This is a genomic window from Aquabacterium fontiphilum, from assembly GCF_009909205.1.
GTDB lineage: Bacteria > Pseudomonadota > Gammaproteobacteria > Burkholderiales > Burkholderiaceae_C > Aquabacterium > Aquabacterium fontiphilum.
The window spans coordinates 43673-64847 of record NZ_JAAAPN010000012.1; the positions used below are offsets into that span (position 1 = coordinate 43673).

Sequence of the window (21175 nt, forward strand, 5' to 3'; positions counted from 1 at the left end):
AAAATGACTGCCATCGCTACCTCCCTCCCCACCCGCAAGTTCGACGTCGTCATCGTCGGCGCTGGCGGCTCCGGCATGCGCGCCTCGCTGCAGCTCTCCCTGGCTGGCCTGAACGTCGCGGTCCTCTCCAAGGTCTTCCCGACCCGCTCGCACACCGTGGCGGCGCAAGGCGGCATCGGCGCCTCGCTGGGCAACATGTCGGAAGACAACTGGCACTACCACTTCTTCGATACCGTCAAGGGCTCCGACTGGCTCGGTGACCAGGACGCCATCGAATTCATGTGCCGCGAAGCCCCGAAGGTCGTGTACGAGCTCGAGCACTTCGGCATGCCTTTCGACCGTAACCCCGACGGCACCATCTACCAGCGCCCGTTCGGTGGTCACACCGCCAACTACGGTGAAAAGCCGGTGCAACGCGCTTGCGCTGCGGCTGACCGTACCGGCCACGCCCTGCTGCACACCCTGTACCAGCAAAACGTCAAGGCCCGCACCCAGTTCTTCGTGGAATGGATGGCCCTGGACATCATCCGCGACGCCGAAGGCGACGTGGTGGGCGTGACCGCCCTCGAGATGGAGACCGGTGACGTGCACATCCTGCACGCCAAGACCGTGCTGTTCGCCACCGGTGGCGCCGGCCGCATCTACCAGGCTTCGACCAACGCCTTCATCAACACGGGCGACGGCCTGGGCATGGCGGCCCGCGCCGGCATCCCGCTGGAAGACATGGAGTTCTGGCAGTTCCACCCCACCGGCGTGGCCGGCGCGGGCGTGCTGCTGACCGAAGGCTGCCGTGGCGAAGGCGCCATCCTGCGCAACGCCAACGGCGAGCGCTTCATGGAGCGTTACGCACCCACCCTGAAGGATCTGGCCCCGCGTGACTTCGTGTCCCGCTCGATGGACCAGGAGATCAAGGAAGGCCGTGGCTGCGGACCAAACAAGGACTACGTCCTGCTGGACATGACCCACCTGGGCGCCGAGACCATCATGAAGCGCCTGCCTTCGGTGTTCGAGATCGGCCACAACTTCGCCAACGTCGACATCACCAAGGAGCCGATCCCCGTGGTGCCGACCATCCACTACCAGATGGGTGGCATCCCCACCAATATCCACGGTCAGGTGGTCATTCCGAAGAACGGCAACCCCAACGAGATCATCAACGGTCTGTACGCTGTGGGCGAGTGTTCCTGCGTGTCGGTGCACGGCGCCAACCGTCTGGGCACCAACTCGCTGCTTGACCTGGTGGTGTTCGGTCGCGCCGCAGGCAACCACATTGTCGACTTCAATCTCAAGAACAAGTCGCACAAGCCGCTGCCCAAGGATGCCGCCGACTACACCCTGTCGCGCCTGGCCCGTCTGGATTCGGCCAAGAATGGTGAGTACAGCCAGGATGTGGCCAACGACATCCGCGCCGCCATGCAGAAGCACGCCGGCGTGTTCCGAACCCAGGCGTCGATGGACGAGGGCGTGCAGAAGATCAACGCCATCCGCGAGCGCGTCAAGAGCATCGGTCTGAAGGACAACTCCAAGGTGTTCAACACCGCCCGCATCGAAGCGCTGGAGGTCGAGAACCTGATCGAAGCTGCCCAGGCCACGATGACTTCGGCTGCGGCCCGCCCGGAATCGCGTGGCGCCCACGCACACAACGACTATCCGAACCGCGACGACGCCAACTGGATGAAGCACACGCTGTGGTATTCCGAGGGCAACCGCCTGGATTACAAGCCCGTGAACCTCAAGCCGCTGACCGTCGAGTCGGTGCCCCCGAAGGTTCGTACCTTCTGATCGAAGCGAACGAAGCATTAGGAAACCATCATGAGCCAAAAGCGCACTTTCCAGATCTACCGCTACGATCCCGACAAGGACGCCAAGCCCTACATGCAGACCATCGAGATCGAACTCGATGGCAACGAGCGCATGCTGCTGGACGCCCTGGTCAAGCTCAAGGCCGTGGACCCCACGCTGTCGTTCCGCCGTTCCTGCCGTGAAGGCGTGTGCGGCTCGGACGCCATGAACATCAACGGCAAGAATGGCCTGGCGTGCCTGACCAACATGCGCACGCTGCCGGGTACCGTTGTGCTCAAGCCTCTGCCGGGTCTGCCCGTGGTCCGCGACCTGATCGTGGACATGACGCAGTTCTTCAAGCAGTACAACTCGATCAAGCCTTACCTCGTCAACGACACGCCGCCGCCCGACAAGGAGCGTCTGCAGTCGCCTGAAGAGCGCGAAGAGCTTGACGGCCTGTACGAGTGCATCCTGTGCGCCAGCTGCTCGACCAGCTGTCCCAGCTTCTGGTGGAACCCCGACAAGTTCGTCGGCCCCGCCGGCCTGCTGCAGGCCTACCGCTTCATCGCCGACAGCCGCGATCAAGCCACGGCCGAGCGTCTGGACAACCTCGAAGACCCCTACCGTCTGTTCCGTTGCCACACCATCATGAACTGCGTGGACGTGTGCCCCAAGGGCCTCAACCCCACAAAGGCCATTGGCAAGATCAAGGAACTGATGGTCAAGCGCGCCGTCTGATCCAGCCGAACGCGCCTGCCCATGACCGCCTCCGCTGACACCTCGTCGACCTGGCCCGACGCCGACCTGATGCGGCGTCTGCGCTGGCGGTGCCGCCGTGGCCTGCTTGAGAATGACCTGTTCATCGACCGGTTTTTCGAGCGCCACGAATCTCAACTGACGCAACCGCTGGTACAGGGGTTGCTTCAGCTCATGGACCTGTCGGACAACGACCTGCTCGACCTCTTTCTGGCCCGTAAGGAGCCCCAAGGAGAGCTTGACAATGCCGACGTTCGTCAGGTTCTCGCCATGATGCGGGTGGCCCGGACATGAGATAGGCTCGCTTTTTCGGCCTTGGCGTGTGGTGCGCAGGGCCGAAAAGGCGAGTTTGTCCCCATAATGTCTGATCGGGAATTACCCTGGTTACCACATTTCTCTTACAAGACCGACCACTAGGAGTGCTCATGACCCCGTCCGACGTGAAAGCCACCCTGTCGTTCTCCGACGGCAGCCCCAGCATGGATTTGCCCATCTACAAGGGCTCCATCGGCCCGGATGTGATCGACATCCGCAAGCTGTACGCCCAGACTGGCAAGTTCACCTACGACCCTGGCTTCCTGTCGACCGCTTCGTGCAACTCGAAGATCACCTACATTGACGGTGACAAGGGCGAGCTGCTGTACCGCGGCTATCCCATCGAGCAACTGGCCACCCAGTGCGACTTCCTGGAAACTTGCTACCTGTTGCTCAACGGCGAGCTGCCCAATCAGGCCGAGAAGGACGAGTTCGTCAACCGCGTGACCAAGCACACGATGGTCAACGAGCAGATGCAGTTCTTCCTGCGTGGCTTCCGCCGTGATGCGCACCCGATGGCTGTGCTGACGGGTCTGGTGGGCGGCATGTCGGCCTTCTACCATGACAGCACCGACATCAACAACGCCGAGCACCGCAAGATCGCCGCGATCCGGCTGATCGCCAAGATGCCCACGCTCGTGGCCATGGCCTACAAGTACAGCATCGGCCAGCCCTACATCTACCCGCGCAATGACCTGTCGTACGCCGGCAATTTCCTGCGCATGATGTTCGCCACGCCGTGCGAAGAGTACAAGCCCAATCCCGTGCTCGAGCGTGCGATGGACCGCATCTTCATCCTGCACGCTGACCACGAGCAGAATGCATCGACCTCGACCGTGCGTCTGTGCGGTTCGTCGGGTACCAACCCGTTCGCCGCCATCGCCGCAGGCGTGGCCTGCCTGTGGGGTCCGGCTCACGGCGGCGCCAACGAGGCTTGCCTGAACATGCTGGAAGAAATCCAGGCCATGGGCGGCGTCTCGAAGGTGGGCGAGTTCATGAACCAGGTGAAGGACAAGAACTCGGGCGTGCGCCTGATGGGCTTCGGTCACCGCGTCTACAAGAACTACGACCCGCGCGCCAAGCTGATGCAGGAAACCTGCAACGAAGTGCTGGCTGAACTGGGTCTGGAAAACGACCCGCTGTTCGCCCTGGCCAAGAAGCTGGAGCAGATCGCTCTGGAAGACGACTACTTCGTGCAGCGCAAGCTCTACCCGAACGTCGACTTCTACTCGGGTATCGTGCAACGTGCCATCGGCATCCCCGTGCCGCTGTTCACGGCGATCTTCGCGCTGGCCCGCACCGTGGGCTGGATCGCCCAACTGGACGAAATGATCGGTGACCCCGAGTACAAGATCGGCCGTCCGCGTCAGCTGTTCGTGGGCGCCGAGAAGCGCGACGTCAAGCCAATCGGCAGCCGTTGATGCCGATCTGAGTGCTGGGCAGCGTGCGCGTTGCCCCGTCCTGCAAGCCCCGGCCATGCCGGGGCTTTCTTTTTGCGTGCGCCGCATGCACCCAAAGTCCACAGTTGGCGCCGCGGCCATGCGACGGACGTGCGGGAACGCAGGCCGCTGTGTCGTAAAATTGACAACTTTCCCCAACCTGGGGGCAGTCTGCCCCTTCCCCGCGCGACAGGACCATGGGACGTACCCTCTACGACAAGATCTGGGACGAGCACGTCGTCCACACCGAAGACGATGGCACGGCGGTGCTGTACATCGACCGCCAGCTGCTGCATGAAGTGACCAGCCCGCAGGCTTTCGAGGGTCTGGACATCGCGGGCCGCAAGCTGTGGCGCCTGTCGGCCAACCTGGCTACCAGCGACCACAACGTGCCCACGACCGACCGTCGCGACGGCATCAAGGACCCGGTGTCCAAGCTGCAGGTGGACACGCTGGACGCCAACTGCGACCGCTTTGGCATCACCCAGTTCAAGATGGGCGACAAACGCCAGGGCATCGTGCACGTGATCGGCCCGGAGCAGGGCGCCACGTTGCCTGGCATGACCATCGTCTGTGGCGACAGCCACACCTCCACGCATGGCGCGTTTGGTGCGCTGGCCCACGGCATCGGCACGTCCGAGGTCGAGCACGTCATGGCCACCCAGACGCTGCTGGCCAAGAAGGCCAAGAACATGCTGGTCAAGGTCGAGGGGCAGTTGCCCTCCGGCTGCACCGCCAAGGACATCGTGCTGGCCATCATCGGCAAGATCGGCACGGCCGGGGGCACGGGCTACACCATCGAGTTCGCCGGTAGCGCCATCCGGGCCCTGAGCATGGAAGGCCGCATGACCATCTGCAACATGGCCATCGAAGGCGGCGCGCGCGCGGGTCTGGTGGCGGTGGATGACGTCACCATTCAGTACGTGCAGAACCGTCCGTTCAGCCCGACCGGCGTGGAGCTGGAGCAGGCGATTGCCTATTGGCGCACGCTGCACTCCGACCCCGATGCCCACTGGGATGCCGTGGTCGAGCTGAAGGCCGAAGAGATCGAGCCTCAGGTCAGCTGGGGCACGTCGCCCGAGATGGTGGTGGGTGTCAACGACCGCGTGCCCGATCCTGACAAGGAAAAGGATCCGGTCAAGCGCTCGGCCATGGAGCGCGCGCTGCAGTACATGGCGCTGGAGCCCAACAAGGCCATCAGCGACATCCACATCGACAAGGTCTTCATCGGCTCGTGTACCAACAGCCGCATCGAAGACATGCGCGCCGCCGCCGAGGTGGTCAAGCGCGTGGGTGGGCGCATTGCGTCCAACGTCAAGCTGGCGCTGGTGGTGCCGGGTTCGGGCCTGGTCAAGGAGCAGGCCGAACGTGAAGGGCTGGACAAGATCTTCACCGCGGCGGGCTTCGAGTGGCGCGAGCCGGGTTGCTCCATGTGTCTGGCCATGAATGCAGACCGACTGGAGCCGGGCGAGCGCTGCGCCTCGACCAGCAACCGCAACTTCGAGGGCCGTCAAGGTGCCGGTGGGCGCACCCACCTGGTCAGCCCCGCCATGGCTGCTGCGGCGGCCATGCAAGGTCATTTCGTGGATGTGCGCCGCCTGGCCTGATCCGTCCGTTCAACCCATCGCCTGATTCAAGAGAGTCTCGAACATGAAACGTGCAGTCTCGTTCATCGCTTTGGTTTATGCGCTGGCTCTGGCCGGCTGCAACACCATGTACGGCGTCGGCAAGGACATCGAAAAGGCGGGCGAAGCCATCTCTGGCGCCGCCAAGAAATAAAGCACAGCCATGCAAGCATTCCGCATTCACAAGGGCCTGGTGGCCCCGATGGACCGGGAGAACGTCGACACCGACGCCATCATCCCCAAGCAGTACCTGAAGTCCATCAAGCGCACCGGCTTTGGCCCCAATCTGTTTGACGAGTGGCGCTACCTGGACGCGGGCGAGCCCGGTCAGGATCCGACCACCCGCAAGCCGAATCCAGACTTCGTGCTCAACCAGGCACGGTATCAAGGCGCGTCGGTGCTGATCGCCCGCAAGAACTTCGGTTGTGGCTCCAGCCGCGAGCACGCGCCTTGGGCGCTGGATCAGTACGGCTTTCGCGCCATCATTGCGCCGAGCTTCGCCGACATCTTCTTCAACAACTGCTTCAAGAACGGGCTGCTGCCCATCCAGCTGAGCGAGCAGCAGGTCGACACCCTGTTCAACGAGGTGTTTGCTTTCCCGGGCTACGAGCTGACGATCGATCTGGAGCGACAGGTCGTCATCAAGCCCGATGGCACCGAGCTGGCGTTCGATGTGCAGCCGTTCCGCAAGTACTGCCTGCTCAACGGTTTCGATGACATCGGTCTGACGCTGCGCCACGCCGACAAGATCAAGGCCTTCGAGGCCGAACGCCTGGCTCAGAAGCCCTGGCTCAACCACCGCATCGTTTGATGCCCTTCCGACACGTTCGAGACAACCATGGTCATGAAGATTGCAGTTCTGCCGGGTGACGGCATCGGCCCCGAGATCGTCACCGAGGCAGTGAAGGTGCTCAAGGCACTCGACCTCTCGTTCGAGATGGAAGAGGCCAAGGTGGGCGGCGCCGCCTTTGACGCGCACGGCCACCCGCTGCCTGAGCACACGCTGAAGCTGGCCATGGCGGCCGATGCCGTGCTGTTCGGCTCGGTGGGCGACTGGAAGTACGACAAGCTGGAGCGCGCCCTGCGCCCAGAGCAGGCCATCCTGGGCCTGCGCAAGAACATGGGCCTGTTCGCCAACTTCCGCCCGGCCATCTGCTATCCGCAGCTCACGCACGCCTCCAGCCTCAAGCCCGAACTGGTGTCGGGTTTGGACATCCTCATCATCCGCGAGCTGACCGGCGACATCTACTTTGGTCAGCCCCGTGGTCGCCGCGAGGCGCCGGATGGCGAGTTCAAGGGCTCGCCCGAGGCCTTCGACACCATGCGTTACTCGAAGCCCGAGATCGAGCGCATTGCCCACGTGGCCTTCCAGGCCGCACGCAAGCGTGGCAAGAAGGTCACCAGCGTGGACAAGGCCAACGTGCTGGAAACCTTCCAGTTCTGGAAGGACGTGGTCACCGAGGTGCACGCCGAGTACCCGGATGTCGAGCTGGAGCACATGTACGTGGACAACGCGGCCATGCAGCTGGTCAAGGCGCCGAAGAAGTTCGACGTGGTCTTCACCGGCAACATGTTTGGCGACATCCTGTCGGACGAGGCCGCCATGCTGACGGGCTCGATCGGTATGCTGCCGTCAGCCTCGCTGAACGCCAAGGGCCAGGGTCTGTATGAGCCCAGCCATGGCTCCGCGCCGGACATCGCCGGCAAGGGCGTCGCCAACCCGCTGGCCACCATCCTGAGCGCCGCCATGATGCTGCGCTTCAGCCTGAACCAGGAGGCTGCCGCCAGCCGCATCGAGCAGGCCGTGCAGGCCGTGCTCGAGCAGGGTCTGCGCACCGCCGATATCTACAGCGACGGCACGAAGAAGGTCGGCACAGCCGAGATGGGCGAGGCCGTGGTGGCAGCGCTCAAGGCGCAGGGCTGAGCCCCCCGGCGAGATCTGAGAGATTCACACCTTACTGAGGACACACATCATGGCAACGACTCTGGTTGGTCTGGTGGGCTGGCGCGGCATGGTCGGCTCGGTTCTGATGGACCGCATGCAGGCCGAAGGCGACTTCGACCACTTTGAGCCCCTGTTCTTCTCGACCTCCAATGCGGGCGGCGCGGCCCCCGCCATGGCCAAGAACGAGACGACGTTGAAGGACGCTTTCAACATCGACGAACTCAAGCGCTGCGACATCGTCATCACCGCCCAGGGCGGCGACTACACCAACGAGGTGTACCCCAAGCTGCGCGCTGCGGGTTGGAACGGCCACTGGATTGATGCGGCCTCGTCGCTGCGCATGAAGGACAACGCCGTCATCGTGCTGGATCCGGTCAACATGCCCGTGATCAAGAATGCACTGGCCAACGGCGGCAAGGACTGGATTGGCGGCAACTGCACCGTGTCGTGCATGCTGATGGGCGTGGGCGCGCTGTACAAGGCCGGTCTGGTCGAGTGGATGTCGACCCAGACCTACCAGGCGGCATCGGGTGGTGGTGCGCAGCACATGCGCGAGCTGCTGACCCAGTTCGGCACGCTCAACGCCGAAGTGAAGGCCCTGCTGGACGACCCCAAGAGCGCCATCCTCGAGATCGACCGCAAGATCATCGCCAAGCAGCGTTCGCTGACCGAGGCCGAAACGGCCAACTTCGGTGTGCCGCTGGGCGGCTCGCTCATTCCCTGGATCGACAAGGATCTGGGCAATGGCCAGTCCAAGGAAGAGTGGAAGGGCATGGCCGAGACCAACAAGATCCTCGGCCTGGGCGAGGGCTTCGGCTTGGCCCCGATCCCGGTCGATGGTTTCTGTGTGCGCATCGGCGCCATGCGCTGCCACTCGCAGGCCTTGACCTTCAAGCTGAAGAAGGACGTGCCCGTGGCTGACATCGAGGCCATGATCGCGGCCGACAACGAGTGGGTGAAGGTGGTGCCCAACACCCGCGAGGCCACGATCAAGGATCTGACGCCGGTGGCCACCACTGGCACGCTGACCATCCCTGTGGGGCGCATCCGCAAGCTGGCCATGGGGCCGGAGTACGTCGGCGCTTTCACGATCGGCGACCAACTGCTGTGGGGCGCGGCCGAGCCGCTGCGCCGCATGCTGCGCATCCTGCTGGATCGTTGAGCTGGGCAGCGGCCCTCAACCCCCAGGCGCTGGAATGATTTCAGCGCCTTTTTTGCTTTGGGTTGAGGGGTTCTGCAACGTCTGGATACAAAATCTGCGTCGGGCCGCGTTGCCGTGCCACGACAATGCAGCCCCATGAATCACATCGAAGGAAATGATTCATGGATGGGGTGTTGATCAGTATTTGCATGAGCTTGTCACCCTATCTGCCTGATGCTATTGTGATTTCTGCTGCGTACCGTCTGCAGGTGTTGTCGCGCCCAAGTGATGCACTGGGTCTTTCGCGGCGACCGGCTGGTTGTCCAGCCCGATGACGACTTGGGAGACGCCTTGAAAGATCATCCGTTGTCCGCAGGGCGTTTTGCCCTGCATCGCATGGCCGTTGCGGCCGCCCTGTCTGGTTTGTCCCTGCTGCCGGCTACCGCCTGGTCGCTCGGCCTTGGCCGGCTGAATGTGCAGTCCGCATTGGGCGAAAGCCTCAAAGCTGAAATCGACGTCACCAGCCTCACGGCCGAAGAAGCCGCGTCGCTGCAGGTGCGTGTCGCGTCGCCCGAAACCTATCGCGCGGCCGGCGTCGACTACAACGCCGTGCTGGCGGCGACCAACATCACCTTGCAGCGTCGTGCCGACGGTCGCCCTTATCTGCGTATCGCGAGTGACCGTGCCGTCCAGGAGCCGTTTGTCGACGTGATTCTGGATCTGGTGTGGTCTTCGGGCCGTCTGGTGCGCGAGTACACATTGCTGTTCGATCCGCCTGCCAGCCGCACGCCTGCGCAGATCACACAGCCCCTGATGACGCCGCCTGCGCCGCCGGCACCGACTGCGCCGCCCGCGGCCCAGGCACCGGTGCCACCCGCCCCGTCGGCGCCCGCGCCCGTTCCGCAGCCACCCAAGGCCGCGGCCAGCAAGCCTCGGGCGGAGGCAGCCGCTCCGGCCCCGGCTCCGGCGCCGCGCGCACCGCAGGTCGAGCCCGACCGCGCGGCCGCGCCCGCTCCGGCGCCCGCTGCAGAGGCCAGGGACTCGGTGCGCGTGCGCAGTGGTGACACACTGTCCAAGATCGCCGCGCGCGAACTGCCTGCTGGCGTCTCGCTCGATCAGATGCTGGTGGGGCTGTACCGCAGCAACCCGCAGGCCTTCAGTGGCAACAACATGAACCGCCTCAAGGCAGGCGTGGTGTTGAAGGTGCCGAGCGCCGAGGAGGCCGCCGCTGTACCCCAAGGCGAAGCCCGCCGCATCATCCTCGCCCAGAGCGCCGATTTCAACGCCTACCGCCAGCGCTTGGCTGGCGCAGCGGGTGTGTCGGAACAGTCGCAGCCTGAGCGCCAGGCGCGCGGCCAGGTCGAAGCCGAGGTCAAGGATCGCCAGCAGGCTGCGGCGCCGGGTCCCGACAAGCTGACGCTGAGCAAGGGTGGCGTCTCCACCCAGAAGGGCGCAGCGGCTGAAGACCGTCTGGCCAAGTCGCGTGCGCAGCAAGAAGAGGCCGCGCGCGTCGCAGAGCTCAACAAGAACTTGGAAGAGCTGCGCCGCTTGAAGGAAAAGGCCGAAGCGGACAAGGCTGCAGCGGACAAGGCCGCGGCAGAGAAGGCCGCAGCGGACAAGGCCGCGGCGGAGAAGGCTGCGGCAGAGAAGGCTGCAGCGGACAAGCTGGCTGCCGAGAAGGCCGCGGCTGACAAGGCGGCCGCAGACAAGCTGGCGGCGGAGAAGGCTGCAGCTGATGCCGCTGCCGCTGCGATGGCTGCGTCGGCCGCGTCCGCGCCGGCCGTGGTGGTCGACGCCGGGTCGGCGGCCTCGGAGGCTGCGACCCAGGTGGCCGATGAGGCTTCGGAGGCGGCCAGCGCGGTGGCGCAAGCCCCCTCGCTGCCTGTGCCCGCGCCGGTCCCGACGCCGGCGGCAGAAGACAGCCCAGGGCTGTTGCAGTCGCTGGATCCGATGGTGCTGGCGGGTGCCGGGGCAGGTGTGGTGCTCCTGGCCGGCGTGGCCATGTTCCTGCGCCAGCGGCGTCGCACCGAAACAGGTGAGACCTCGTTCCTGGAAAGCCGTCTGCAGCCAGACTCCTTCTTTGGCGCCAGCGGAGGTCAGCGCGTGGACACGCGGGATGCCACCGGCGGGCCCTCGTCCATGAGCTATTCGCTCAGCCAACTCGATGCCATCGGTGACGTCGATCCGGTAGCCGAGGCTGACGTGTATCTGGCATACGGTCGCGACCTGCAGGCAGAAGAGATTCTCAAGGAAGCGCTGCGCTCGAACCCCGAACGTCTCGCCATCCGCACCAAGCTGCTGGAGGTCTATGCCAAGCGCCGTGACACCAAGGGCTTTGAGCAGTTGGCTGTCCAGCTGTTCGCGCTGACGGGTGGTCAAGGTGAGGACTGGGCCCGTGCGCAGGAACTGGGCATGGGCATCGACCCGGAGAACCCGCTGTATCAGCCGGGCGGGCAGCCCCAGCAAGGACAGTTGCCTGCTGACGCCGGTACCGATCCGCTGGGCGCCAGCACGGTGCCGCATTCGGTGATGCCGGCGCCCAGCGCGCTGGACACCTTTGCACCCACAGACGTCTCCGACGCCGCCGCAGCCGCTCCCTCTCAGGCCGAACTGGTCAACATCGACCTCGACATCTCGGCGCCAACGCCGCTGGATGCGGTGACCGACTCGGTTTCTCCGCCGATCACCGAGGCGGGCAGCCTGCCGGAGTTGCGCGATCTGCCAGACCTGGCGGATGCACCTGCTGTGGTGGTGGACACGGCCCCGGCCGACCTGCCGGACGACTTGCAGGACGTGGGAACCGCCCGCGCGGATGACGCCAACGCGCTGGACTTCGACCTCACGCTCGACGAGCCCGCTCAGGTGGCTGCCCCGGTTGCCGCGCAACCCGAGGCCGCTCCCGCCTTCGACTTTGAGTCGATCAGCCTGGATCTGGATGCGGCCCAGCCCGAACCGGCTGCACTGGCCGAGGTCTCGGAGGGCGAAGACACGGCGTCGGGTCTCGCGACCGACCTGGTGGCCGACGACCCGATGGTGCGCAAGTTCGAGCTGGCCGAAGAGTTCCGCCAGATCGGCGATGTGGACGGCGCGCGTGAACTGCTGCAAGAAGTCATCGACAACGCCGGTGACGCGGGCCTGAGGGCCAAGGCGCAGTCCATGCTCGACAACCTGGGCTGAGATGCACCCTGAACCGGTGACAGGGGCGACCCGGCGGGTCGCCCTTGGCGTTTCTTACGTGGGCACGGCCTACAAGGGCTGGCAGAGTCAGCCTGGTGGCGGCACCGTACAGGATGCGCTTGAGGCCGCGCTGACCGCGTTTGCCGTGGTGCCGCACAAGGTGATGTGCGCGGGCCGCACCGACGCGGGCGTGCACGGCATCAACCAGGTCGTCCACCTGGATACGCCCTTGAACCGCGAACCGTTTTCGTGGGTGCGGGGCACCAACGCCTTTTTGCCCCCTGACGTCGCCGTGCAGTGGGCGTGCGAGGTGTCGCCGGCCTTTCATGCCCGCAACAGTGCGGTGGGGCGGCGTTACGCCTACATCGTGCTCGAATCGGCGGTACGCCCGGCGCTGGAGTCAGGGCGGGTGGGCTGGGTGTTCCGCCCGCTGGACGGGGCAGCCATGCAGGCCGCCGCAGCTCACCTGATCGGCGAGCACGATTTTTCGTCGTTTCGCTCGGCCATGTGCCAGTCGCCCACGCCGGTCAAGCACCTGCGCGAGATCGTCGTCCGGCGCTGTGAGCGGGCGGGGCACGCAGGCGCGTACTGGCGGGTGGACTTCGAGGGCAACGCTTTTTTGCACCACATGATCCGCAACATCATGGGCTGCCTGCTCACGGTGGGCATGGGCAACCAACCGCCGGACTGGGTGGCTGCGGTGCGCGATGCGCGCGATCGCAAGGTGGCGGCGCCCACGTTTGCGCCCGACGGGCTGTACTTTCTGGGCCCGCGTTACGACCCGAGCTGGGGCCTGCCCGAGCATGTGCCGGCGATGGACTGGCTGCCGGCCTGAAGGGCCAGGCACCGCGGGCTGGGCGACTGGCCGGTAATTTGAGACAATGGTGTGATTGACACCCCGCGGGCTGCCCGGCCCGCAGACCGGATGCAACCGTCTCCCTCTCACCGCACGCGGATCAAGATCTGCGGGCTGACCCGTGAAGCCGATGTGGATGCGGCAGTCGATGCGGGTGCCGACGCGATCGGCTTTGTGCTCTATGAAAAAAGCCCCCGCCACGTGGACGCGCGCCGGGCGGGTGAGCTGGCCCGGCGCTTGCCACCGTTTGTGACGCCGGTGGTGTTGCTGGTGAACGCGTCGGCTGCGCTGACGGCCCAGGCGCTGGACGCCGTGCCCCATGCGCTGCTGCAGTTCCATGGCGACGAAACGCCTCAAGATTGCCTGGCTGCCGGGCGGCCCTACATCCGCGCCGCCCGGATGGCGCCCGGTTTCGATTTGTTAGACTTCGCCCTGTCTCATCCCACCGCACAGGCCATTCTCGTGGACGCCCACGTTGACGGCTACGGTGGAGGAGGCCAGGTTTTTGACTGGTCCATGCTGCCGCAAGGTCTGTCTCGCCCCCTGGTGCTGTCCGGCGGTCTGCACGTCGGCAATGTCGAGGAGGGGGTGCGGCGGGTGCGGCCCTGGGCCGTGGACGTCAGTTCGGGCGTGGAAGCGGCCAAGGGCATCAAGGATGCCGAGCGCATGCGCCAGTTCTGCGCGGCCGTGAGGGCGGCCGACCGGCGCTGCGCCGAAGCGGCATGAGCGCGGCCGACCACGCCTTTGCGGAACGAATGCTGAGAAACACATGCTGAACTACCAACAGCCCGACGCCCGCGGCCACTTTGGCCCGTACGGCGGCACCTTTGTGTCCGAGACGCTGATTCACGCGCTGAACCAGCTCAAGGATGCCTACGAGCACTACCGCCACGACGCCGAGTTCCAGGCCGAGTTCCGCCGCGAGCTGGCCAACTTCGTCGGGCGCCCCAGCCCGATCTACCACGCAGCCCGGCTGAGCCAGGACATGGGCGGCGCGCAGATCCACTTCAAGCGCGAAGACCTCAATCACACTGGCGCCCACAAGGTGAACAACACCATCGGCCAGGCCTTGCTCGCCAAGCGCATGGGCAAGCCGCGCGTCATCGCCGAAACCGGCGCGGGTCAGCACGGCGTGGCCACGGCCACCATCTGCGCCCGTTATGGCATGGAGTGCGTGGTCTACATGGGCGCCGAAGACGTCAAGCGCCAGTCGCCCAACGTCTATCGCATGCACCTGCTGGGTGCCAAGGTGGTGCCGGTCGAATCCGGCAGCAAAACCCTCAAAGACGCGCTCAACGAAGCCATGCGCGACTGGGTCACCAACGTCGAGAACACCTTCTACATCATCGGCACGGTGGCGGGCCCGCATCCTTACCCTGCGATGGTGCGCGACTTCCAGTCCGTGATCGGCGAAGAGTGTCTCAAGCAGATGCCTGACGCGATCGGCCGTCAGCCGGATGCTGTCATTGCCTGCGTGGGTGGCGGCTCGAATGCCATGGGCATCTTCTATCCGTACATCCCGCACGAGCAGGTCCGCCTGATTGGTGTCGAGGCGGCGGGCGAGGGCTACGAGGGCAACAAGCATTCGATGTCGCTGCAAAAGGGCGTGCCGGGCGTGCTGCACGGCAACCGCACCTACCTGCTGCAGGACGAAAATGGCCAGATCACCGAGACGCACTCGATCTCGGCTGGCCTCGACTATCCGGGCGTGGGCCCCGAGCACGCCTACCTGAAGGACATCGGCCGCGCCGAGTACGTCGGCATCACCGACAAGGAAGCGCTCGACGCTTTCCACCGCCTGTGCCGCACCGAGGGCATCATCCCGGCGCTGGAGTCCAGCCATGCAGTGGCCTATGCGATGAAGCTGGCCGCCACCATGCGGCCGGATCAGCACATTCTGGTGAACCTCTCCGGCCGGGGTGACAAGGACATCGGCACCGTGGCCGACCTGACCGGCGCCGAGTTCTACTGCCGACCTTCGTGCCGCGGTCTGGGTGTGAAGGGGGGGCAGGCATGAGCCGCATCGACCAGACGTTTGCCGCGCTCAAGGCCAACAGCCGCAAGGCGCTGATTCCCTACATCACCTGTGGCGACCCCTTCCCCGAACAGACGGTCGAGGTGATGCTGGCGATGGCCGAGGCCGGTGCCGACATCATCGAGCTGGGCGTGCCGTTTTCTGACCCGATGGCCGATGGCCCGGTGATCCAGAAGGCCGCCGAGCGCGCGCTGACCAAGGGCATTTCCCTGACCCACGTGCTCAACGACGTGCGGGCCTTCCGGGCACGCAATGCCACCACGCCTGTGGTGCTGATGGGCTATGCCAACCCGATTGAGTGCTACGACCTGCACCATGGCACCGGCAGCTTCGTGCGCGACGCCAAGGAGGCGGGGGTGGATGGCGTGCTGGTGGTGGATTACCCCCCCGAAGAATGTGAAGAGTTTGCCGCCCGCCTGAAGGCCGCCGACCTGGCGCCCATCTTCCTGCTGGCGCCCACGTCGACCGAGCAACGCATGGCCGATGTCGGCCGCGTGGCCGCGGGCTACGTCTACTACGTCTCGCTCAAGGGCGTGACGGGTGCGGGTCACCTGGACACCTCGGCGGTGGCCGACATGGTGCCTCGCATCAAGGCGCACGTGAACGTGCCCGTGGGTGTGGGCTTTGGTATCCGCGACGCGGAGACCGCCAAGGCGGTCGCGGCGGTGTCCGATGCCGTGGTGATTGGCTCCCGCATCGTGCAGTTGCTGGAGACGCAGACACCGGATACCGTGGTGGCTGCAGCACGTGGTTTCATCACCGAGATCCGCGTGGCGCTTGATTCCCTGAAAGGATGACCATGAGTTGGCTTGAGAAACTGTTGCCCCCGAAGATCCAGCCGACCGATCCGGCTGAGCGCCGCTCGGTGCCGGAGGGCCTGTGGGTCAAGTGCCCCTCGTGCGAGACCGTCCTGTACAAGAACGACCTCGAGGCGAATGTCAACGTGTGCCCCAAGTGCGGCCACCACCATCGCATTGGCGCGCGCGCACGGCTGGACGCCTTTCTCGATGGTGAAGGCCGCTACGAGATCGGCCAGGAGGTGCTGCCGGTCGACGCCCTGAAGTTCAAGGACAGCCGCAAGTATCCCGAGCGCCTCAAGCAAGGCATGGAAGCCACCGGCGAGACCGATGCCCTGATCGTGATGGGCGGCTCGGTGCACAGCATCCCGGTGGTCGCCGCCTGCTTCGAGTTCGACTTCATGGGGGGCTCGATGGGCTCGGTGGTCGGTGAGCGCTTCGTGCGCGGTGTCGAAACCGCTGTGGATCAGAAGACGCCGTTCATCTCGTTCACCGCCACGGGCGGTGCGCGCATGCAGGAAGGCCTGCTGAGCCTGATGCAGATGGCCAAGACCAATGCGGCCCTCACACGCCTGGCCAAGGCGAAACTGCCCTACATCAGCGTGCTGACCGACCCGACCATGGGCGGCGTGTCGGCCTCGTTTGCCTTCATGGGCGATGTGGTGATCGCCGAGCCCCGCGCGCTGATCGGCTTTGCCGGCCCCCGTGTGATCGAGAACACCGTGCGCGAGGTGCTGCCCGAGGGCTTCCAGCGCGCTGAGTTCCTGATGCAGAAGGGCGCGGTCGACATGATCATGGACCGGCGCGAGATGCGCCTGGCCGTGGCGCGCCAGTTGGCCATCCTGCTGCGCCAGCCCGCCGACGCCGTCGCACTGTCGAGCTGACCCCTCCAGCTTGCACGCATGGACATCGGCCCGCTGGCCGACGCGCCGTGCGGTTTGCAGGCACCATGACGGGCTGCGTGTGGCAGCCCGTTTTGTTTGTTTCCGTCCATCACGTTGTGTGACCCGTGCCATGACCCCTGACGTGCCTCAGACCCTCGACCAGTGGCTCGCCCATTGCGAGCGACTTCACCCGGTTGCCATCGACATGGGGCTGGAACGGGTCGGCGCCGTCTGGCAGCGTGCGGACGTGACGCTGGGCACGCCCCTGGGCCATGAGCCTGCCGAGGGCGCACCCGTGGTCTTCACCGTGGCCGGCACCAATGGCAAGGGCTCGACCTGCGCCATGCTCGAGGGCATCTTGCTGGCCGGCGGCTTCCGGGTGGGTGTCTACGGCTCGCCGCATCTGGTGCACTTCGAAGAGCGCTGTCGCATCATGGGGCAGCCCGTGAAGGCCGATGACCTTGTGCCGCACTTCGCGGCCATCGAGGCGGCCCGAGGCGAGACGGCGCTGACGTATTTCGAGTTCACGACGCTGGCCATCCTGCGCCTGCTGGCGTCCAGCGGGCTGGATGCGGTCATCCTCGAAGTGGGGCTGGGCGGACGTCTGGATGCCGTCAACGTGGTTGACACCGACTGCGCCATCATCACCAGCATCGATCTGGATCACATGGAGTACCTCGGGCCCGACCGCGAATCGATCGGACGTGAGAAGGCCGGCATCATGCGCGCCGGCCGGCCGGCCGTGGTGTCGGATCCGGCGATTCCAGCCTCCGTGGTCGCGCATGCGGAGGCCATCGGCGCCGACCTGTGGGTTTTTGGGCGCGATTTCAATTACGCAGGCGACCGCCAGCAGTGGTCGTGGGGCGGGCGGGCCAAGCGTTTCAACAGCATGGCCTACCCGTCGCTGCGCGGGGCGAACCAACTGCTCAACGCGGCCGGGGTGCTGGCTGCGCTGGAGGCGCTGCGCCACCGTCTGCCGGTGTCGGCGCAGGCGGTGCGCACAGGCCTGGCCACGGTCGAGCTGCCAGGGCGTTTCCAGATCGTGCCCGGCCAGCCCACGCTGATCCTGGATGTGGCCCACAACCCGCATGCGGCGGCCACGCTGGCCGCCAACCTCGACCAGATGGGCTTCTTCCCGCGGACACACGCCGTGTGGGGCGCCATGGCCGACAAAGACCTGCCCGGCATGTTGCACAAGCTGTTGCCCCTGGTCGATGCCTGGTATTGCACCGACCTGCCGACCGCCCGCGCGGCCTCGGCTGCGCAGTTGGGTGAGGCCATTCGGGCCGCACGGCTGGCGAGCGCCTCGGCCACGCTGCCGGCCGAACAACTGACCACCCACCCGGACCCGCTCTCCGCCCTGCACGCCGCGCTGGCGGCGGCAGACCCGGCGGATAGAATCGTGGTTTTCGGGTCGTTCTACACCGTAGGTGGCGTGCTCCACGAGGGTCTGCCACGGTTGAACGCCCCCCACATGCCCGCCGCCGGCTCCGATGCCGCCGGCGGTTGAGACGTTTTTCCCCGCATTCATGTCGCTGTCGTCCCTTATTCAGCGCGCCCGCCGCGCGGTGGGTGCCCGCCCGGGTGCCGAGCCGGTTGTGGCCACCCCGGCCGACGTCGAGGCTGCCCGCGTGCGCGCCCGCCGCCGGCTGATCGGCATGCTGGTGCTGGTGGGCGCGGGCATGGTGATCTTTCCCACCTTTCTGGAAACGCAGCCGCGCCCGGTGTCGCCCGACGTGCAGGTGAGCCGCGCCGGGGCGTCCGCGCCGGCGGCCGGTGCCGTGTTGCCCGCGCCGCGCGTGGCCATGGCCCCTGTCCCGATCGAGAATGTGCCGCCGGTCGACGAGACGCCGATTGAGACGGCCGCGCCGGTGCAGGCAGACGCGCCGAGGCCGGCCGCGGCGCCTGCGCCCGAAGCAGCGCGGCCTGAGCCCCGCCAACAGCCCGAGCCGAAGCCCGAGCCGAAGCCTGCACCCCGACCAGAGCCGAAGCCGGAACCCAAGCCACAGCCTGTTGCGGTGGCCAAGCCGCCTGAATCGCGTGCCACAGCGGCCAGCAAGCCGGTCGAAGCACGGGCGGGTGAGCGCTATGTGGTTCAGTTCGGCGCCTTTGCTGACCCGAAGGCGGCGCGTGACGCCCGGCTGAAGCTGGAACGCCTGGGCATCCAGACCTATGCGCAACAGGTCGATACGCCGGATGGCAAGCGCACGCGCGTGCGCATGGGGCCCTACGCCACACGTGCCGAAGCCGACAAGGCCCTGGCGGCATTGCGCAAGGCCGGCCTTGATGGCAAGGTGTTGACGCTGTGAGGGGCGAGGACAGCCGATGGAGATGAGCACCGCCACGCTTTTGCCGGCCGGCGGCTCCTGGTTGGACTGGGTGCTGCTGGGCAGCCTGGTGTTTTCCGTGCTGGTCGGCGCCTGGCGCGGGCTGGTGACCGAAGTGCTGGCGCTGCTGGGCTGGGTCGTGGCCTACCTTGCCGCCCGATTGTTTGGGGATACCGTGGCGGCTTTTCTGCCCATCGGCGAAGCGGGCAGCATGCTCAATGCCGTGGCCGGCATGGTGGTCGCCTTTGTGCTGGCCTGGGTGAGCTGGTCTGCATTGACCTGGCTCGTGAGCCGGCTGGTGCGGGCTTCTGTGCTCAGTGCGCCCGACCGCGTGCTGGGCGCAGGGTTCGGGCTGTTGCGCGGGCTGGTGATGGCCCTGCTGGTGTGCGTGCTGGTCAGCATGACACCCCTGGCGCGCCTGGATGTGTGGCAGGCCTCTGTGGGTGTGGCCTGGCTGCAGGCAGCACTGGTGGAGATGCGGCCGATGCTGCCGCCCGAGGTGCTGCCTTTTCTGCCGACCTGAGTCGGCATCAATCGGATCGAATGCGTGTTTTTGAGAGGTGAATCATGTGTGGCATCGTCGGAGTGATTTCCAAGGCGCCGGTCAACCAGCTGATCTATGACTCGCTGCTGCTGCTGCAGCATCGCGGTCAGGATGCAGCCGGCATCGTCACGGCCGGACCGGATGCCAAGGGCCGCAAGTTCTTCATGCACAAGGCGCGCGGCATGGTCAAGGACGTCTTCCGCACCCGCAACATGCGCGCGTTGCCCGGCACGGCGGGCCTCGGCCAGGTGCGTTACCCCACGGCCGGCAATGCGTTCAACGAAGAAGAGGCCCAGCCCTTCTACGTCAACGCCCCTTTCGGCATCGTGCTGGTGCACAACGGCAACCTGACCAACGCGCACGCGCTGAGCAAGGAGCTGTTCAACATCGACCGCCGCCACCTCAACACCGACAGCGACACCGAGGTGCTGCTCAACGTGTTTGCCCACGAGCTGGAGCTCGCAGGGCGCGAGTTGCCGCTGACCCCGGCTGCGGTGTTCAAGGCCGTGCGTGCGGTGCACAAGCGCATCAAGGGCTCGTATGCCGTGATCGCGCTGATCGCAGGCCATGGCCTGGTGGCCTTCCGTGATCCGTTCGGCATCCGCCCGCTGTGCTACGGCGAGGCCGATCTGCCCGAAGGGCGTGAGGTGATGGTCGCCAGCGAATCGGTGGCGCTGGAAGGCACCAGCCACAAGTTCATCCGCGATGTGCAGCCGGGTGAAGCGCTGTTCATTGACCTCGATGGCCTGGTGCACGCCGAGCAGTGCGCCGAACAGACGCGCCTGAACCCCTGCATGTTCGAGTACGTCTATCTGGCCCGCCCCGATTCCGTCATCGATGGCGTCTCGGTCTACCAAGCCCGCCTGAACATGGGCGAAACGCTGGCCCAGCGCGTGATCTCCACCATGCCGCCCAGTGAGATCGACGTGGTCATTCCCATTCCCGAATCCAGCCGCCCCTCGGCCATGCAGCTCGCACAGAAGCTGGGCAAGCCCTACCGCGAGGGCTTCGTGAAGAACCGCTACGTGGGCCGCACCTTCATCATGCCCGGGCAGGGCGTGCGCAAGAAGAGCGTGCGCCAGAAGCTCAACGCCATCGGGCTGGAGTTCAAGGGCCGCAACGTGCTGCTGGTCGATGACTCCATCGTGCGCGGCACCACCTCGAAAGAAATCGTGCAGATGGCCCGCGAGGCCGGCGCCAAGAAGGTCTACCTGGCTTCGGCCGCGCCTCCGGTGCGCTTTCCCAATGTGTACGGCATCGACATGCCCACCAAGAGCGAACTCGTCGCCCATGGCCGCACGACCGAAGACGTGCGCCAGATCATCGGCGCCGATGCGCTGATCTACCAGGATGTCGAGGCCATGAAGAAGGTGGTGGGCCTGCTCAACCCGTCCATCCAGGGCTTTGAGGCGTCATGCTTCGATGGCCACTACATCACCGGAGATGTGAGCGCGGCCGACTTCGCCGCCATCGAATCGCAGCGGCTGACGCAGAAGGACGAAGAAGAGGCGACCAACTCGCGCCTCGCCCTGCAGAATCGCGCCGACTGAGA

General features: G+C 65.7%; 19 protein-coding genes. All 19 read left to right on the top strand.

Annotated features, from left to right (window positions below; all coding sequences use genetic code 11):
* Window positions 1-3 precede the first annotated feature (3 nt).
* The 19 genes from sdhA to purF all read left to right on the top strand — a co-directional run bounded on the left by sdhA (window position 4) and on the right by purF (window position 21173).
* The gene (sdhA, locus tag GTZ97_RS14010) at window positions 4-1782 is read left to right on the top strand and encodes a succinate dehydrogenase flavoprotein subunit (protein ID WP_161651273.1); all 1779 of its coding nucleotides are present in this window, start codon (window positions 4-6) and stop codon (window positions 1780-1782) included.
* 30 nt (window positions 1783-1812) lie between these two features.
* The gene (locus tag GTZ97_RS14015; RefSeq protein ID WP_161651274.1) at window positions 1813-2520 is read left to right on the top strand and encodes a succinate dehydrogenase iron-sulfur subunit; all 708 of its coding nucleotides are present in this window, start codon (window positions 1813-1815) and stop codon (window positions 2518-2520) included.
* Between the two features lie 21 nt (window positions 2521-2541).
* The gene (locus GTZ97_RS14020; RefSeq protein ID WP_201748299.1) at window positions 2542-2832 is read left to right on the top strand and encodes a succinate dehydrogenase assembly factor 2; all 291 of its coding nucleotides are present in this window, start codon (window positions 2542-2544) and stop codon (window positions 2830-2832) included.
* A gap of 131 nt (window positions 2833-2963) precedes the next feature.
* The gene (gene gltA / locus GTZ97_RS14025) at window positions 2964-4274 is read left to right on the top strand and encodes a citrate synthase (protein ID WP_161651275.1); all 1311 of its coding nucleotides are present in this window, start codon (window positions 2964-2966) and stop codon (window positions 4272-4274) included.
* A 215-nt stretch (window positions 4275-4489) separates the two neighbouring features.
* On the top strand, window positions 4490-5899 hold the full coding sequence (gene leuC, locus GTZ97_RS14030) for a 3-isopropylmalate dehydratase large subunit (protein ID WP_161651276.1): 1410 nt from the start codon (window positions 4490-4492) through the stop codon (window positions 5897-5899).
* A gap of 43 nt (window positions 5900-5942) precedes the next feature.
* On the top strand, window positions 5943-6071 hold the full coding sequence (locus GTZ97_RS14035; RefSeq protein WP_161651277.1) for an entericidin A/B family lipoprotein: 129 nt from the start codon (window positions 5943-5945) through the stop codon (window positions 6069-6071).
* Window positions 6072-6080: 9 nt separating this feature from the next.
* Window positions 6081-6728 (top strand): 3-isopropylmalate dehydratase small subunit, encoded by a 648-nt coding sequence (gene leuD / locus GTZ97_RS14040; protein ID WP_161651278.1) that lies wholly within the window; start codon window positions 6081-6083, stop codon window positions 6726-6728.
* Window positions 6729-6761: 33 nt separating this feature from the next.
* Window positions 6762-7841, top strand: a complete 1080-nt coding sequence (gene leuB, locus GTZ97_RS14045) for a 3-isopropylmalate dehydrogenase (protein ID WP_161651279.1) — start codon at window positions 6762-6764, stop codon at window positions 7839-7841.
* A gap of 49 nt (window positions 7842-7890) precedes the next feature.
* Window positions 7891-9024 (top strand): aspartate-semialdehyde dehydrogenase, encoded by a 1134-nt coding sequence (gene asd, locus GTZ97_RS14050; RefSeq protein WP_161651280.1) that lies wholly within the window; start codon window positions 7891-7893, stop codon window positions 9022-9024.
* Window positions 9025-9399: 375 nt separating this feature from the next.
* A complete protein-coding gene (locus tag GTZ97_RS14055; RefSeq protein ID WP_161651281.1) occupies window positions 9400-12180 on the top strand; it encodes a FimV/HubP family polar landmark protein in 2781 nt (926 codons plus the stop codon).
* A gap of 1 nt (window position 12181) precedes the next feature.
* Entirely contained in the window at window positions 12182-13015 is an 834-nt protein-coding gene (gene truA / locus GTZ97_RS14060; RefSeq protein WP_161651282.1) for a tRNA pseudouridine(38-40) synthase TruA, read from the top strand.
* Window positions 13016-13105: 90 nt separating this feature from the next.
* Window positions 13106-13762: a phosphoribosylanthranilate isomerase gene (locus GTZ97_RS14065; protein WP_161651283.1), complete on the top strand. Its 657-nt coding sequence runs from the start codon at window positions 13106-13108 to the stop codon at window positions 13760-13762.
* Between the two features lie 43 nt (window positions 13763-13805).
* Window positions 13806-15053, top strand: a complete 1248-nt coding sequence (gene trpB / locus GTZ97_RS14070; protein WP_161651284.1) for a tryptophan synthase subunit beta — start codon at window positions 13806-13808, stop codon at window positions 15051-15053.
* A complete protein-coding gene (gene trpA / locus GTZ97_RS14075) occupies window positions 15050-15868 on the top strand; it encodes a tryptophan synthase subunit alpha (RefSeq protein WP_161651285.1) in 819 nt (272 codons plus the stop codon). The genes trpB and trpA overlap by 4 nt, the downstream gene beginning before the upstream one ends.
* A 2-nt stretch (window positions 15869-15870) precedes the next feature.
* Window positions 15871-16752 carry an acetyl-CoA carboxylase, carboxyltransferase subunit beta gene (gene accD, locus GTZ97_RS14080; protein ID WP_161651286.1) on the top strand — a complete coding sequence of 294 codons (882 nt, stop codon included), beginning with the start codon at window positions 15871-15873 and terminating at the stop codon, window positions 16750-16752.
* 130 nt (window positions 16753-16882) lie between these two features.
* The gene (gene folC, locus GTZ97_RS14085; protein ID WP_161651287.1) at window positions 16883-18262 is read left to right on the top strand and encodes a bifunctional tetrahydrofolate synthase/dihydrofolate synthase; all 1380 of its coding nucleotides are present in this window, start codon (window positions 16883-16885) and stop codon (window positions 18260-18262) included.
* 19 nt (window positions 18263-18281) lie between these two features.
* Entirely contained in the window at window positions 18282-19061 is a 780-nt protein-coding gene (locus tag GTZ97_RS14090; RefSeq protein WP_161651288.1) for an SPOR domain-containing protein, read from the top strand.
* Window positions 19062-19083: 22 nt separating this feature from the next.
* Window positions 19084-19602 carry a CvpA family protein gene (locus GTZ97_RS14095; protein ID WP_161651289.1) on the top strand — a complete coding sequence of 173 codons (519 nt, stop codon included), beginning with the start codon at window positions 19084-19086 and terminating at the stop codon, window positions 19600-19602.
* A gap of 44 nt (window positions 19603-19646) precedes the next feature.
* Window positions 19647-21173, top strand: coding sequence for an amidophosphoribosyltransferase (gene purF / locus GTZ97_RS14100; protein WP_161651290.1), 1527 nt, complete (start codon window positions 19647-19649; stop codon window positions 21171-21173).
* Window positions 21174-21175 lie beyond the last annotated feature (2 nt).